The sequence below is a fragment of the Alitibacter langaaensis DSM 22999 genome (assembly GCF_003096995.1).
Lineage (GTDB): Bacteria > Pseudomonadota > Gammaproteobacteria > Enterobacterales > Pasteurellaceae > Exercitatus > Exercitatus langaaensis.
In genome coordinates this window covers 78,422-92,680 of the sequence record NZ_QENU01000007.1, presented here as the reverse complement: position 1 = coordinate 92,680, position 14,259 = coordinate 78,422, and the positions used below count along the sequence as shown (strand labels likewise).

The following is a 14,259-nucleotide window of genomic DNA, read 5'->3' as shown; positions in this document are numbered from 1 at the left end:
CCAAGTAAATCTGCAGCTGAGCGAGCCGTGACTTCTAGCACAAAAAATTCAAGTAATTTTCTCTGTATAGATTTCTTTAGTTTACAATGAGTTATCTTCATTTTTGTAGATTAGCATAGTACCTAATCTACGTCAGCCCCAATTTTTATAATGCGAAGGATAAATTTATATCATGAAAGCCATCATAAAAGATTGATCCATATCAATTTTTTTTGTTGTAAACAAGACTATGATCTCGCCCAGATTTTATTTATAACCCTTTTGGAGAAATCAAATTATGAGTAACACACGCATCGAAGTCGATCTTTTAGGCGAACGTGAAGTATCAAATGATGTTTATTGGGGAATCCACACCCTAAGAGCGGTGGAAAATTTTAACATTTCTAATGTCACCATTTCCGATGTGCCAGAATTTGTACGCGGTATGGTTATGGTGAAAAAAGCGACCGCACTTGCCAATGGCGAATTAGGTGCAATTCCGAAAAAAGTTGCCAAAGCCATTGTTCAAGCTTGCGATGAAATCTTAGAAAAAGGTCGCTGTATGGATCAATTCCCGTCAGATGTATATCAAGGTGGCGCGGGAACATCTGTGAATATGAACACAAATGAAGTGGTGGCAAACCTTGCATTAGAAATTTTAGGGCAACCGAAAGGGGCATATGATGTGGTCAACCCAATGGATCACGTTAATGCCAGCCAATCTACCAATGATGCCTACCCTACTGGTTTCCGCATTGCCGTATACAACAGCATCTTAAAATTAATTGAAAAAGTCTATTATTTACAAAAAGGTTTTGAAGCCAAAGCTGACGAATTCAAAGACATTTTGAAAATGGGGCGTACTCAATTACAAGATGCGGTGCCAATGACCGTTGAACAAGAATTCAAAGCCTTTGCGGTGCTATTGGAAGAAGAAGTACGCAATTTAAAACGTACCGCAGAATTATTACTAGAAGTAAACCTTGGTGCCACCGCTATTGGTACCGCTTTAAACACCCCAGAAGGTTATCAAAAATTAGTGGTGAAACATTTATCTGAAGTGACAGGCTTGCCGTGCGTGCCGTCAGAAAACTTGATCGAAGCCACTTCAGACTGCGGTGCCTATGTGATGATTCACGGTGCATTAAAACGTACTGCGGTCAAATTATCTAAAGTTTGTAATGACTTGCGTTTACTTTCTTCAGGCCCTCGTGCAGGTTTGAATGAAATTAACTTGCCAGAATTACAAGCAGGCTCTTCTATTATGCCAGCAAAAGTCAACCCAGTGGTGCCAGAAGTGGTGAACCAAGTTTGCTTTAAAGTGATTGGCAATGACACCGCTGTAACCTTTGCGGCAGAAGCAGGACAATTACAATTAAACGTGATGGAACCTGTTATTGGTCAAGCAATGTTTGAATCTATCGACATTTTAGGTAACGCCTGCGTGAATTTACAAGATAAATGCGTAAGCGGCATCACTGTGAACAAAGAAATTTGCGAAAACTTTGTGTTCAACTCAATCGGTATCGTTACTTACCTAAATCCATTTATCGGCCACCACAATGGCGATGTCGTTGGTAAAATCTGTGCAACAACAGGACGCAGCGTGCGTGATGTCGTGTTAGAAAAAGGTTTACTCACCGAAGCACAATTAGATGATATTCTTTCGGTAGAAAATTTGATGAAACCAACCTACAAAGCAGCGAAATTTACCGATGAAGAATAATTTATAAAATAATCTTAATTTTGACCGCACTTTTGACGAACAACGCAAAGTGCGGTCATTTTTTTCATTTTTTCCTTGAAAACGCATTGAATCATCCCAATCTTCTCCGCAATTCACGATTAAAAAGGACAAAATAATAATGACTACAATTGTATGTGTTCGTAAAAATGGCAAAGTGGCTATCGGTGGTGATGGTCAAGCAACATTAGGCAACAGCGTAGAAAAAGGCACCGTGCGCAAAGTACGCCGTTTATATAAAGACAAAGTGGTGACTGGCTTCGCAGGCTCGACCGCCGATGCGTTTATTTTACGCGATCTGTTTGAGAAAAAATTAGAATTGCACCAAGGGCATTTAGTGAAAGCCGCCGTGGAATTAGCCAAAGAATGGCGCACAGAACGTTCATTACGCCGCTTAGAAGCGATGATGATTGTGGCAAATGAGACTGAATTTTTATTAGTGTCAGGTAGCGGCGATGTGATTGAGCCAGAATTTGATGTTTTGGCTATCGGTTCAGGCGGCAACTATGCAAAATCCGCCGCCCTTGCGTTATTGCGCACCGACAATGAATTAAGCGCAGCAGAAATTGTGAAGCAAGCCTTAACCATTGCAGGCGATATTGATATTTATACTAACCACAATCATGTCATCGAAGAACTTTAACAGAGCAGCTTAACATTAAACTTATCTAATTATAATTTAGGGTGGACACAGGTTCCGCCCCACAATGGAATATAAAATTATGTCAATGACCCCAAGAGAAATTGTATCTGAGCTAGATGCTCATATTATTGGACAAAATGAAGCGAAACGTGCCGTGGCAATTGCCTTGCGTAATCGCTGGCGCCGTATGCAGCTGCCCGAAGAGCTGCGCCATGAAGTCACCCCTAAAAATATTTTAATGATTGGGCCAACGGGTGTAGGGAAAACTGAAATCGCCCGCCGCTTAGCCAAATTGGCGAATGCACCATTTATTAAAGTGGAAGCCACTAAATTCACCGAAGTGGGCTATGTGGGTAAAGAAGTGGATTCGATCATTCGTGATCTCGCTGATGTCGCCATGAAATTAGTGCGTTCACAAGCGGTAGAAAAAAATCGTATGAAAGCGCAAGATGCGGCAGAAGATCGCATTTTAGATGTGTTATTGCCACCAGCAAAAGATCAATGGGGTAATGCTGAGGACGCGCATAATAGCTCGACTCGTCAAGTTTTCCGCAAAAAACTGCGTGAAGGCAGTTTAGACGATAAAGAAATTGAGATTGATGTGAGTGCGCCAGTGAGCGTAGAAATTATGACCCCACCGGGTATGGAAGAAATGACTTCGCAGCTGCAATCTTTATTTGAAGGAATGTCGCCAAACAAAACGAAAAAACGCAAGATGAAAGTCAAAGATGCGTTAAAAGTGATGATTGACGAAGAAGCCGCGAAATTGGTTAATCCAGAAGAGCTTAAACAGCAAGCCATTGAAGCCGTTGAACAACACGGTATCGTCTTTATTGATGAGATCGACAAAATCTGTAAAAAAGGCGAATACAGCGGTGGCGATGTCTCTCGCGAGGGCGTGCAACGTGATTTATTGCCAATTATTGAAGGTTCAACCGTCAATACGAAACATGGCATGGTAAAAACCGATCATATCTTGTTCGTTTGTTCTGGTGCGTTCCAAGTGGCACGCCCGTCAGATTTATTACCCGAATTACAAGGGCGTTTGCCTATTCGTGTAGAGCTCAAATCCCTCACGAAAGAAGATTTCGAGCGTATTTTAACAGAGCCTAACGCCTCATTAACATTGCAATATGTTGAACTAATGAAAACAGAATGCGTTGACATTGAATTCACCAAAGATGGGATCAGCAAAATTGCAGAATCCGCCTTCCGTGTTAATGAAAAAACCGAAAATATCGGTGCTCGCCGTTTACACACGGTGTTAGAACTCTTAATGGACGGCATTTCATTTGATGCAAGCGAACGTGCTGGCGAGAAAATCGTGATTGATGAAAAATACGTGCAAGATGCGTTAAATGACGTGGTGGAAAATGAAGATTTAAGTCGCTTTATTCTTTAATAAAAATTTTCCAAAATTTGACCGCACTTTTAAAGTGCGGTCATTTTTTTAAAATTCTGTTCATTTCCCTTGTTTTAAGCTATCCTATAGCGCATTTCTAACGTTCAAATTCGCCGCAAAGTGCGGTCAAAATATCTACATTTTAAGGTTATATCATGCAAGAACAATATCGTCCCGATTTAATCGAAGCCGAGGTACAAAAATATTGGCAAGAAAATAAAACATTTAAAGCCATTAAAGATGCCAGCAAAGAGAAATATTACTGTCTTTCCATGTTGCCATACCCATCAGGCAAATTGCATATGGGGCACGTTCGCAACTACACAATCGGCGATGTTGTTTCACGCTATCAACGTATGATCGGTAAAAATGTATTACAGCCAATGGGTTGGGATGCATTTGGTTTGCCTGCGGAAGGGGCGGCGGTAAAAAACAACACCGCACCTGCAAAATGGACTTACGAAAATATTGAATATATGAAAGGTCAGCTCAAAATGTTAGGCTTTTCATACGACTGGGATCGCGAAGTTACCACTTGCCGCCCAGAATATTACAAATGGGAACAATGGTTCTTTACTGAGCTATACAAAAAAGGCTTGGTCTATAAAAAAACTTCAACCGTAAACTGGTGTCCGAACGATGAAACCGTGTTGGCGAATGAGCAAGTTCACGAAGGCTGCTGCTGGCGTTGTGATACCCCTGTTGAACAGCGTGAAATTCCACAATGGTTTATTAAAATCACCGATTATGCAGAACAACTTTTGGCGGATTTAGACCAGCTTTCTGAATGGCCAGATATGGTGAAAACCATGCAGCGCAACTGGATTGGGCGTTCTGAAGGCGTGGAAATCACCTTTAAAATTGAAAATTCAGACGAGACAGTAGCAGTTTACACCACACGCCCTGATACTTTCTATGGCGTGAGCTACATGGCGGTGGCAGCAGGCCATCCATTAGCTGAAAGTGCGGCGAAAAATAATCCAGAATTAGCGGCATTTATTCAAGAATGTAAAAATACCAAAGTTGCCGAAGCTGAGCTTGCCACCATGGAGAAAAAAGGCATGGCAACGGGCATTAACGCCATTCACCCAATCACAGGCAAACCCGTGCCAGTTTGGGTGGCGAACTTTGTGTTAATGCACTATGGTACAGGCGCAGTTATGGCAGTGCCAGCACATGATCAACGTGATTTTGAATTTGCACAAAAATACGGTTTGCCTATCAATCAAGTGATTGAGCCTGCAAATGGCGAAGCGATTGATTTAACCAAAGCTGCCTTTACCGAACACGGCAAACTGGTTAATTCTGCCGAATTTAACGGCTTAGAATTTGAGGCGGCATTCAATGGTATCGCCGACAAATTAGAACAAATGGGCGTGGGTAAACGCCAAGTGAACTTCCGCTTACGTGATTGGGGCGTTTCGCGCCAACGTTATTGGGGGGCGCCAATTCCAATGTTGACATTAGAAAACGGCGAAGTCGTTCCTGCGCCAATGGAAGATTTGCCGATCATTTTACCTGAAGATGTAGTGATGAATGGGGTGCATAGCCCGATTAAAGCAGATCCTGAATGGGCAAAAACCACTTATCACGGTCAGCCAGCGTTAAAAGAAACTGATACTTTTGACACATTCATGGAATCATCTTGGTATTACGCGCGCTACACTTGCCCGCAATTTAACCAAGGCATGTTAGATAGTGATGAAGCCAATTATTGGCTCCCAGTGGATCAGTATATTGGTGGTATCGAGCACGCTACAATGCACTTGCTCTACTTCCGTTTCTTCCACAAATTATTGCGTGATGCAGGCATTTTAAATTCCGATGAACCGGCGAAAAAACTCCTTTGCCAAGGTATGGTGCTAGCTGATGCATTCTATTACACCAGCCCAACTAACGAGCGCATTTGGGTATCGCCAACACAAGTTACCTTAGAGCGTGATGAAAAAGGGCGCATTATCAAAGCCACTGATCCTGAAGGGCGTGAATTGGTGCATAGCGGGATGACCAAAATGTCAAAATCCAAAAACAATGGTATTGACCCGCAAGAAATGGTGGAAAAATATGGCGCAGATACTGTCCGCTTATTTATGATGTTTGCCTCCCCAGCGGAAATGACACTGGAATGGCAAGAATCAGGTGTGGAGGGCGCGAAACGTTTCTTGGGTCGTCTTTGGAATTTGGTGTTTGAATACAACCAAAACCCAGCAAAAACTGCATTAAATCCGACCGCACTTTCAGCTTCGCAAAAAGCCTTGCGCCGTGATGTGCATAAAACCATTGCGAAAGTGTCTGATGATATTGGTCGTCGCCAAACGTTCAACACCGCCATTGCTGCAATTATGGAGTTAATGAATAAACTCACGCGCGCACCGCTTGCAGATGAACAAGACCGCGCCGTGATGGGCGAAGCGCTCAGCGCTGTGGTGCGTATGCTTTATCCAATCACACCGCACATTTGTTTCCAATTATGGAAAGAACTCGGCAACACCGACATCATTGATTTTGCACCGTGGGTACAAGCAGATGAAGCAGCGATGGTTGAAGACGAAAAACTGGTTGTCGTTCAAGTGAATGGTAAAGTGCGCGGCAAAGTCACTGTGCCAGCAGACTTCAGCGAAGAACAAATCAAACAAGTGGCATTAGCGGATCCGAATGTGCAAAAATTCTTAGACGGATTAACTATCGTGAAAACCATTTATGTACCAGGTAAATTATTTAGCTTTGTCGCGAAATAATTGCAGTAGCGAGATAATTATAGTCGCGAAACAACCGTAGTGTGGGCTTTCGCCCACGCTTTCAACAAAATAACGCTACGCCTATGATGAAATTACGCAAACTCATAAAAATTTCGTTAATTTTGACCGCACTTTCAGGTTGTGCCACCCATTCAGATGTGGTGGAATGGCGTCCATATAAAGATATTGATGGCAGTATTCAGCATATCAGTTTCTTAGAATGGGAAACTTGGGCGACGGTCGATGGTAAGCAGCAAAAAAGCCGCAGCGTGGAAGTGTCTAAAGCGGAGAATTTCGGTGATACCAAGGTGCGTCAACCACTCGGCAATCTGCAAGCATTACGTACCGCTGAAAACGACTTTATGGGCGTGTTATTTATTCATAACGCAAAAGGTTTGGATATTTATGACAAAGAAAATATCCAAACCCTTGCCAAAGCGAAAAGTTTTGAGTTTTATGAATTCGGGCGATTTCGTTTAACCCATGCAAAATTCAGTGCGCCAAAAGGCATTTGTCAGGATTTTAACCGTAAAACTGGCGTAAACTTGCTGATGACAACGAATTATTATCCCGAAAATAGCTTTACCGATTTTTACACCGCGCTGATTAATGTGAATTTGCAGCGTAATAATGCGCCGAGAGAGATCGGATACACGCCAAGTTTTACTGGCAATGATAAAAACTTACAACAACAAATTCACCAACAAGAACAGCAAAATGGCAAAGGTTTAGCGATTGCGAACATCAAAGAAAAAGCCAGTATCCTATTTAATATTATTTGTCACTAAGGTCTAGCCTATGTTTAAAACACTAAAAAAAATCGCCCTACTCACTAGCATTGCGGCATTGAGCGCTTGTGGTTTCCATTTTCAACATGGTCAGCTTATTCCGCAAGAATTGAAAACGCTTACCTTTGAAAGCAATGATCCCTATAGCGATATGTCGATGGCGATGCGTAAACAGCTGCAAATCAACAATATCAAATTAGTCGATGCCAATGAGAGCATTCCTGTGCTGCGCATTGACAGAATTCGCACCAGCGATGAAGTGGTTTCCGTCTTTAAACAAGGGCGCGAAGCAGAAAAAATGCTCATGATGCAAGTGGATGCAAGCGTGCATTTACCAAAACAAAATACTTATCCAATCAGTGTGAAAGTAAATCGCACATTCTTCGATAACTCTCGTGCTGCCTTAGCAAAATCCGCAGAAAAAGAGGTGATTTGGAATGATATGCGTGAACAAGCTGCCCGACAAATTATCAGTAAAATGGTGGCGCTACAACATCAAGTCAAAACAGCAAAATAGCTTTCATCAGTATGAACCGCCTATTTCCTGAGCAGCTCCAACACTCGCTAAGCCAACGCTTGGCGAGTATTTATTATTTGGTGGGGCAAGATCCCCTATTGCTTAGCGAAAGCCATGATCTCATCATCAAAACCGCCAGCTCACAGGGCTTCGATGAAAAATTTAGCCTGCAAGTAGATAACTCAACCGATTGGGATGAGCTGCTCGAACGTTGTCAATCTATGGGGCTTTTTTTCAATAAACAAGTGATTAGCCTAACCTTGCCCGATAACTTAACGAATGCTTTACAAGCGCATTTAGCCAATTTAATTGAGGTATTAAATGAAGATGTGCTGTTAATTTTACAGCTGTCTAAATTCGCTAAAGCCACTGAAAAGCACGAATGGGTGAAAAAATCGCAGCAAATTGAACCGCACTTGGTGCTCATTAATTGCCAAACGCCAAATATAGAGCAACTGCCACGTTGGATATCCAATCGCGTCAAGGTGATGAATATGACCATTGAGCCAGACGCGATTCAATTATTGTGTTATAGCTATGAAAATAACTTGTTGGCATTGAAGCAAAGTTTAGAGCTATTGGCGTTGCTTTATCCCGATAACAAACTCAGTTTTGCCCGCGTGCAATCCGTGGTGGAGCAATCCTCGGTTTTCACACCGTTTCAGTGGATTGACGCGATGCTAGAGGGCAAAGAAGGGCGCGCACGCCGTATTCTGGATGGCTTAAAAAACGAAGACACACAACCTGTTATTCTGCTGCGCACACTACAACGTGAACTGATGGTTTTGTTAGAATTAGCGAAACCGCAACAACGGATTCATCTCGATCAACCCTTGCCTGTGGCACAACTTCGAGAAGGTTTCGACCGCTTAAAAGTGTGGCAAAATCGCCGTAATCTATACACCGCTGCTTTCCAACGCTTAAGCTATCGAAAACTCTATGAATTATTTCAGCAACTCGCAGAATTGGAACGCATTGCCAAGTTAGATTTTGGTGCCGACATCTGGGAAAAATTGGCTGACATTTCAGTCAATTTGGCGGTTGCTAAATAAAACGGCATTGGCGAATAAAAAACTTAAGGCTTGTTTTAATCAGCACCGACAAATCAGCACAATAATCTTTGCATATCCATAATTCTAAATTCCCCAACATGGGAAAACGCTATACTTAAAATGCAAGCTGAACACAAAAGTGCGGTTGAATTTTTCAAAAATTTTGATAAAATCGACCGCACTTTTTGTTAGCCTTGCTAATAAAAATGTTCGGTTGAAGCTAGTTGGAGAGTAATGAATCAACATTACACCGACGAAGTAAATCTTTCAGGTGCGCGTAAGCGTGGGGACTGCTAGTGGACGAACCCTTGGAGAGATCCGGCACAAATGTGCAAAGGACGCCGAAGGCGAAAGAGTGGCAACACTTCAAACGCTCAGGCAAAAGGACAGGGGCAGGAGATTTCATTAGGCGTTTTTACGCACCTTTCTTACTTATCTCTATTGCCTTTGTATTTTCAATGTTTAGGAAATTACAATGGAATCAATTTTATCTACAATCGACTCTTTTATTTGGGGTCCACCACTTCTGATTTTACTTTCAGGCACAGGATTGTATTTAACCTTGCGCCTTGGTTTTATTCAATTCCGCCAATTGCCTCGCGCCTTTGTCTATATGTTCAAACGCGAAACAGGTAATGGGCAAGTCGGCGATGTTTCAGCTTTTGCCGCACTTTGTACCGCACTTTCCGCCACCATTGGTACAGGGAATATTGTGGGCGTGGCGACCGCAATTAAAGCGGGTGGCCCCGGCGCAATGTTCTGGATGTGGTTGGTGGCATTGCTTGGTATGGCAACAAAATATGCCGAGGGCTTGCTTGCTGTTAAATACCGCGTACGAGATAAAAATGGCTTTATCGCTGGCGGCCCAATGTATTACATTGAGCGCGGCTTAGGCATCAAATGGTTAGCCAAACTCTTTGCTGTATTTGGTGTGCTTGTCGCCTTTTTTGGTATCGGAACCTTCCCACAAATTAATGCCATCACCCATGCAATGCACGATAGTTTCAATGTGCCTATTGAGATCACCGTCACAGTTATGACGGTTTTAGTCGCGATGATTATATTAGGCGGTGTCAAACGGATCGCCTCCGTGTCATCTCTTGTGGTGCCGTTTATGGCGGTGCTCTATGTGTTGACGTCAGTCATCATCTTAATCCTAAACGCAGACAAAGTGCCGGCCGCATTAGGGTTAATTATTCATAGTGCCTTTAACCCCGAAGCCGCACTTGGCGGTGCTTTGGGCTTAACCGTTATGAAAGCCATCCAAATGGGCGTGGCTCGCGGGATTTTCTCCAACGAATCGGGCCTAGGTTCTGCGCCAATTGCCGCCGCCGCGGCACAAACCAAAGAGCCAGTGCGCCAAGGGCTTATTTCAATGACAGGCACATTTTTGGATACCATTATTGTATGTTCGATGACAGGCTTGGTGTTGGTGATTACGGGCGCATGGCAGGGTCCCGCAGAAGGTGCTGCAGCCACCAATGCTGCATTCTCCACAGGCTTAGGTACAAATATTGGCGCCACCATTGTAACGCTCGGATTATTATTCTTCGCATTCACGACAATTTTAGGCTGGTGCTATTATGGCGAACGTTGTTTTGTTTACTTGTTCGATATTCGTGGCATTAAATTATATCGTTTCTGCTTTATTTTATTAGTTGCCACAGGGGCATTTATCAAACTTGATACCATTTGGGTCTTGGCGGATATTGTTAACGGTTTAATGGCATTTCCGAATTTAATCGCCCTTATCGGCTTACGCAAAGTCATTGTGCAAGAGACAAAGGACTATTTCCATCGTCTGCATAATGGAAAACTCGATACAGACGAAAGTCACGCATAGCGTGATATTCGTCATAGAAAAAGGGGGCGTTTTCTGATCTGCACCCCAAAAGTTGGACTAACCAACCGATTAAGGTGCAGATTTTTTATGACTAAATATACTCAAAGTTTCAAACAACAAGTACTCGATTTTTATCTTCAAAATGGAAAAAATCGTTCGCTTACTCGCCTGTATTTTCAGCTTACCAAAAACACGTTAGAGCACTGGATTGCTAAATTTAATCATAATGGAATCAATGGATTAGCGGTACCAGGTAAAAAATGATGTTATTCTGTTCAGTTTAAATTAAAAGTTATTCAAACAATCCCCAAAGGGCAACATTCCGCTGAAGCCGCGTATTTTCACTTTGATATCCCCATTAGCCAATGGTTGCAAACCTCCGAAAAACAAGGTATAGAGAGGTTGTTACCCAAACCTAAAGGTCGTTCAAGTATGAAACTAAAATCGCCCCAAATGCCACCGAAGCCCAAAACGGAAGAGGAACGCTTGCGTTACCGAATTTTGGAATGAGAGGCGGAGAATGCTATTCTAAAAAAGTGGCAGGAACTCAACCAACAAAAAGTGCAGAAAAAAAACCTCATCGTAAATGCCTTGCGTTTCTCGTTGGAATTATTACTCAGGCTAATCGGATTGGTACGCAGTTCCTTCTTTTATCATCTCAAACCAAAGATTGATAAAAATACCGAGATTTTACAGCAAATAGTGGTGATTTATCACAAAAATGACGAAAGCTATGGTTATCGTCGAATTACTTTGGAATTAAGAAAAGACTGAATTATCAACCACAAAGGGGGTAGGCGATAATGCAACGTTTGGGGTTACAAGGAAAAGGTAAGCAGAAAAAATACCGTTCTTACCAAGGTGAAGTGGGGAAAATTACCGCTAATCTGCTGCAACTGTGCGGAAGGCAAACTTTAGTTATCGGCGATTAAAGACAGAATGTTACTTTGGCAAGCGGTTTGAGACGTTTGAACAACTTGAAAAAGTGATTCACGAATACATTCATTAGTACAACAATGAGCGTATTCAAGTGAAGCTAAAAGGGCTAAGTCCTATGGAATATAGAACTCAGCCCTTGAATTAAAATAGAGTCTAACTTTTTGGGGTCAGATCATTTTCACTAAACTTTTTAAAAATTGACCGCACTTTTTAATTTTTTCAGTGCGTTAGTTTCTAATTGGCGGACACGTTCAGCAGAAATGTTATATTTTGCCGCTAAATCATGTAGTGTTGCTTTGTTTTCATCTAACCAGCGGGTTTTGATGATGTCTTGGCTGCGGGCATCTAATGTTTCCATTGCGCTGCTAAGCTGATCCACCGCTTGGTTTTCGAAGTTTTCGCTTTCAAGCTCTGCGGCGAAGTTTGAGCTATTATCTTCCAAATACATAGAAGGCACAAAGCTGTCTTCATCATCATCGTTTGATAAATCAAAACCTACATCCGCCCCAGTCATGCGGCTTTCCATTTCAATAACATCTTCTTTAGATACGCCTAATTCGTTCGCAACTAAATCCACTTCGTTATCATTAAACCAACCTAAACGCTGTTTTGTTTTGCGCAAATTAAAGAATAATTTACGTTGTGCTTTTGTGGTCGCCACTTTAACGATACGCCAGTTGCGTAATACGTATTCATGAATTTCCGCTTTAATCCAATGCACCGCAAATGAAACCAAACGCACACCCACTTCTGGATTGAAACGTTTTACGGCTTTCATTAAGCCAATGTTGCCTTCTTGAATTAAATCTGCTTGTGGCAAGCCATAACCTGAGTAGCTGCGGGCAACGTGGATAACAAAGCGCAAGTGCGATAGAATCAAAGCTTTCGCGGCTTCTAAATCCTCGTTGTAATATAAACGCTCTGCTAAATCCTTTTCTTCGTCCGCCGTGAGCATTGGATATTCATTTGCCGCACGGATGTAACCTTCAAGATTACCTTGTGGAATTAACATCATTTGAGCTTCTTTATTCATTATCTTCCTTCTTAGTTAAGACTAACGATTTCGTTCGTTATAACATAAAAATCTGAAAGTACCAATGACTTTCAAAATTATGTTAAATTTGACCGCACTTTGCTCACCAAAGTTCAATATATCTGAGTATTTTTATCGGTATTTTTCTTTTACCCCAAATATCCTATCTATATTCCTTGCTACGCCTTGATTGGCTGTAACACATAAACAAGATTTTGATTAATAACTTGGAATAATAAGTCAATATTCGGGTGTTTGCCTGGATTGGCTTTGGCATCAGCGGTATGCTCTGCAAAGATTTCTAATCCCTTTTCAGCAGAAGTGCGGTCAAGTTTGCCGTTAAATTGTTGCGCCAAAGCAAAGTAAACACGCAATGAACCCAATTTTCCTGCCACCGCGGGAATATGATGAATCACTTGTTCGCCATTCAACACATTTAAACCGCTTAAATGATCAATCGTGGGTAATGTATCTAAAATTGTTTTGAAGTCCATAAATTATCCTTTTTAACTAATTGCATTTTCTGCGTTTACTTCACCATTTTCAGCAATAAATCGCACTTCTGGTGCAAGATATACATCAAATTTCGCGGCGACAACTTGGCGTATATGGTGCGCAAGTTCCACCACATCAGCACCCGTTGCATTGTCTTTGTTAATTAACACTAACGCTTGTTTTTCATGAACAGCCGCGCCGCCAATTTGATAGCCTTTTAATCCGCATTGATCGATCAGCCAACCTGCCGCCAATTTAACAAAGCCCTGTTGTTGAGGATAGCTTGGGATAGCTGGATATTCCGCTTTCAGATCATCAAATTGGCGTTGCGTGACAACAGGGTTTTTAAAGAAGCTGCCAGCATTGCCAAATTCTTTAGGGTCGGGCAATTTAGCACGACGCACGGCACAAACTTCATCAAAAATTTGTTTCGGCATGACCGCACTTGGATCGAATTCCGCTAATGAGCCATATTTCAAGACTGGTTGCCAATTTTTTGCCAATTTTAACCCTACAGCGATCACCACAAAATCCCCTTTATACTGGGTTTTGAAAATACTTTCACGATAACCAAAATGGCAATCTTTATTTGTTAAACGGAAAGTTTCCCCCTTGGCTAAATCGAGGACATCCACATAATCGCAAACATCTTTAAATTCCACGCCATAAGCGCCGATATTCTGCACTGGCGCAGAACCCGCGCAACCGGGGATTAAAGCAAGATTTTCTAGCCCCGCAATCCCTTGGCTGAGCGACCATTCCACCAAAGAATGCCAATTTTCACCTGCGTGAGCATGCAAATAATGGAAATCCTCATCTTGGCGGTGTTCAATGCCCATTAAACGATTGACCAAAACCGTGCCATTAAAATCGCGTAAAAATAAAACATTACTGCCTTGCCCTAAAAATAATACAGGTTGATTCTCTGCTTTGGCTTGTCGCCATGCTTGTTGGAGTTCATCAACGGTGGTGAATTCTAACAACATTTTGGCGTTCGCAGGGGTCGCAAAGGTGTGGTATGGAATAAGGCTTGGCATTATTGTGGATCCTGTCAATATCGAAAGCTCATAGTCTAACGATCATTAC

General features: G+C 42.2%; 11 protein-coding genes, 3 pseudogenes and 1 riboswitch. Of the genes and pseudogenes, 10 read left to right on the top strand and 4 right to left on the bottom strand.

The annotated features are described in order from the left end of the window. Positions 1-101 (bottom strand): annotated as a pseudogene (locus tag C8D76_RS06310) (IS1595 family transposase); the annotation flags it as partial. A gap of 176 nt (positions 102-277) precedes the next feature. On the opposite strand from C8D76_RS06310, the gene aspA reads away from it, so the two are divergent. The 10 genes and pseudogenes from aspA to C8D76_RS10145 all read left to right on the top strand — a co-directional run. Then, the gene (gene aspA / locus C8D76_RS06305; protein ID WP_116631943.1) at positions 278-1,705 is read left to right on the top strand and encodes an aspartate ammonia-lyase; all 1,428 of its coding nucleotides are present in this window, start codon (positions 278-280) and stop codon (positions 1,703-1,705) included. 139 nt (positions 1,706-1,844) lie between these two features. Further along, positions 1,845-2,366 carry an ATP-dependent protease subunit HslV gene (hslV, locus tag C8D76_RS06300; protein ID WP_116631942.1) on the top strand — a complete coding sequence of 174 codons (522 nt, stop codon included), beginning with the start codon at positions 1,845-1,847 and terminating at the stop codon, positions 2,364-2,366. A 76-nt stretch (positions 2,367-2,442) separates the two neighbouring features. Beyond that, the gene (hslU, locus tag C8D76_RS06295; RefSeq protein WP_207775007.1) at positions 2,443-3,768 is read left to right on the top strand and encodes an HslU--HslV peptidase ATPase subunit; all 1,326 of its coding nucleotides are present in this window, start codon (positions 2,443-2,445) and stop codon (positions 3,766-3,768) included. 155 nt (positions 3,769-3,923) lie between these two features. Then, positions 3,924-6,506 (top strand): leucine--tRNA ligase, encoded by a 2,583-nt coding sequence (gene leuS, locus C8D76_RS06290; protein WP_116631940.1) that lies wholly within the window; start codon positions 3,924-3,926, stop codon positions 6,504-6,506. 83 nt (positions 6,507-6,589) lie between these two features. Then, entirely contained in the window at positions 6,590-7,294 is a 705-nt protein-coding gene (locus C8D76_RS06285) for a DUF8095 domain-containing protein (protein ID WP_133241336.1), read from the top strand. 10 nt (positions 7,295-7,304) lie between these two features. Further along, entirely contained in the window at positions 7,305-7,811 is a 507-nt protein-coding gene (locus tag C8D76_RS06280; protein ID WP_116631938.1) for an LPS-assembly lipoprotein LptE, read from the top strand. Between the two features lie 11 nt (positions 7,812-7,822). After that, positions 7,823-8,863, top strand: coding sequence for a DNA polymerase III subunit delta (gene holA / locus C8D76_RS06275; RefSeq protein ID WP_116631937.1), 1,041 nt, complete (start codon positions 7,823-7,825; stop codon positions 8,861-8,863). 298 nt (positions 8,864-9,161) lie between these two features. Next, positions 9,162-9,263: riboswitch (glycine riboswitch) on the top strand. Positions 9,264-9,332: 69 nt separating this feature from the next. Further along, positions 9,333-10,706 (top strand): alanine/glycine:cation symporter family protein, encoded by a 1,374-nt coding sequence (locus C8D76_RS06270; RefSeq protein ID WP_116631936.1) that lies wholly within the window; start codon positions 9,333-9,335, stop codon positions 10,704-10,706. A gap of 87 nt (positions 10,707-10,793) precedes the next feature. Beyond that, positions 10,794-11,602: pseudogene (locus C8D76_RS06265) on the top strand (helix-turn-helix domain-containing protein); the annotation flags it as partial. A 32-nt stretch (positions 11,603-11,634) separates the two neighbouring features. Next, positions 11,635-11,790: pseudogene (locus C8D76_RS10145) on the top strand (IS3 family transposase); the annotation flags it as partial. Positions 11,791-11,835: 45 nt separating this feature from the next. Here the strand turns inward: C8D76_RS10145 and rpoH are convergent. The 3 genes from rpoH to murB all read right to left on the bottom strand — a co-directional run bounded on the left by rpoH (position 11,836) and on the right by murB (position 14,210). Then, positions 11,836-12,678 (bottom strand): RNA polymerase sigma factor RpoH, encoded by an 843-nt coding sequence (gene rpoH / locus C8D76_RS06260; RefSeq protein WP_116631935.1) that lies wholly within the window; start codon positions 12,676-12,678, stop codon positions 11,836-11,838. Positions 12,679-12,857: 179 nt separating this feature from the next. Further along, a complete protein-coding gene (locus C8D76_RS06255) occupies positions 12,858-13,172 on the bottom strand; it encodes a DUF2322 family protein (RefSeq protein WP_116631934.1) in 315 nt (104 codons plus the stop codon). A gap of 12 nt (positions 13,173-13,184) precedes the next feature. Next, complete coding sequence (murB, locus tag C8D76_RS06250; RefSeq protein WP_116631933.1) at positions 13,185-14,210, bottom strand: UDP-N-acetylmuramate dehydrogenase; 1,026 nt, start codon at positions 14,208-14,210, stop codon at positions 13,185-13,187. Between the last annotated feature and the right edge of the window lie 49 nt (positions 14,211-14,259).

Bases quoted from the DNA above. Each gene is read 5' to 3' on its own strand.
- aspA (WP_116631943.1), top strand. From the start codon at position 278: ATGAGTAACACACGCATCGAAGTCGATCTTTTAGGCGAACGTGAAGTA.
- hslV (WP_116631942.1), top strand. From the start codon at position 1,845: ATGACTACAATTGTATGTGTTCGTAAAAATGGCAAAGTGGCTATCGGT.
- leuS (WP_116631940.1), top strand. From the start codon at position 3,924: ATGCAAGAACAATATCGTCCCGATTTAATCGAAGCCGAGGTACAAAAA.
- C8D76_RS06285 (WP_133241336.1), top strand. From the start codon at position 6,590: ATGATGAAATTACGCAAACTCATAAAAATTTCGTTAATTTTGACCGCA.
- C8D76_RS06280 (WP_116631938.1), top strand. From the start codon at position 7,305: ATGTTTAAAACACTAAAAAAAATCGCCCTACTCACTAGCATTGCGGCA.
- holA (WP_116631937.1), top strand. From the start codon at position 7,823: ATGAACCGCCTATTTCCTGAGCAGCTCCAACACTCGCTAAGCCAACGC.
- rpoH (WP_116631935.1), bottom strand. From the start codon at position 12,678: ATGAATAAAGAAGCTCAAATGATGTTAATTCCACAAGGTAATCTTGAA.
- C8D76_RS06255 (WP_116631934.1), bottom strand. From the start codon at position 13,172: ATGGACTTCAAAACAATTTTAGATACATTACCCACGATTGATCATTTA.
- murB (WP_116631933.1), bottom strand. From the start codon at position 14,210: ATGCCAAGCCTTATTCCATACCACACCTTTGCGACCCCTGCGAACGCC.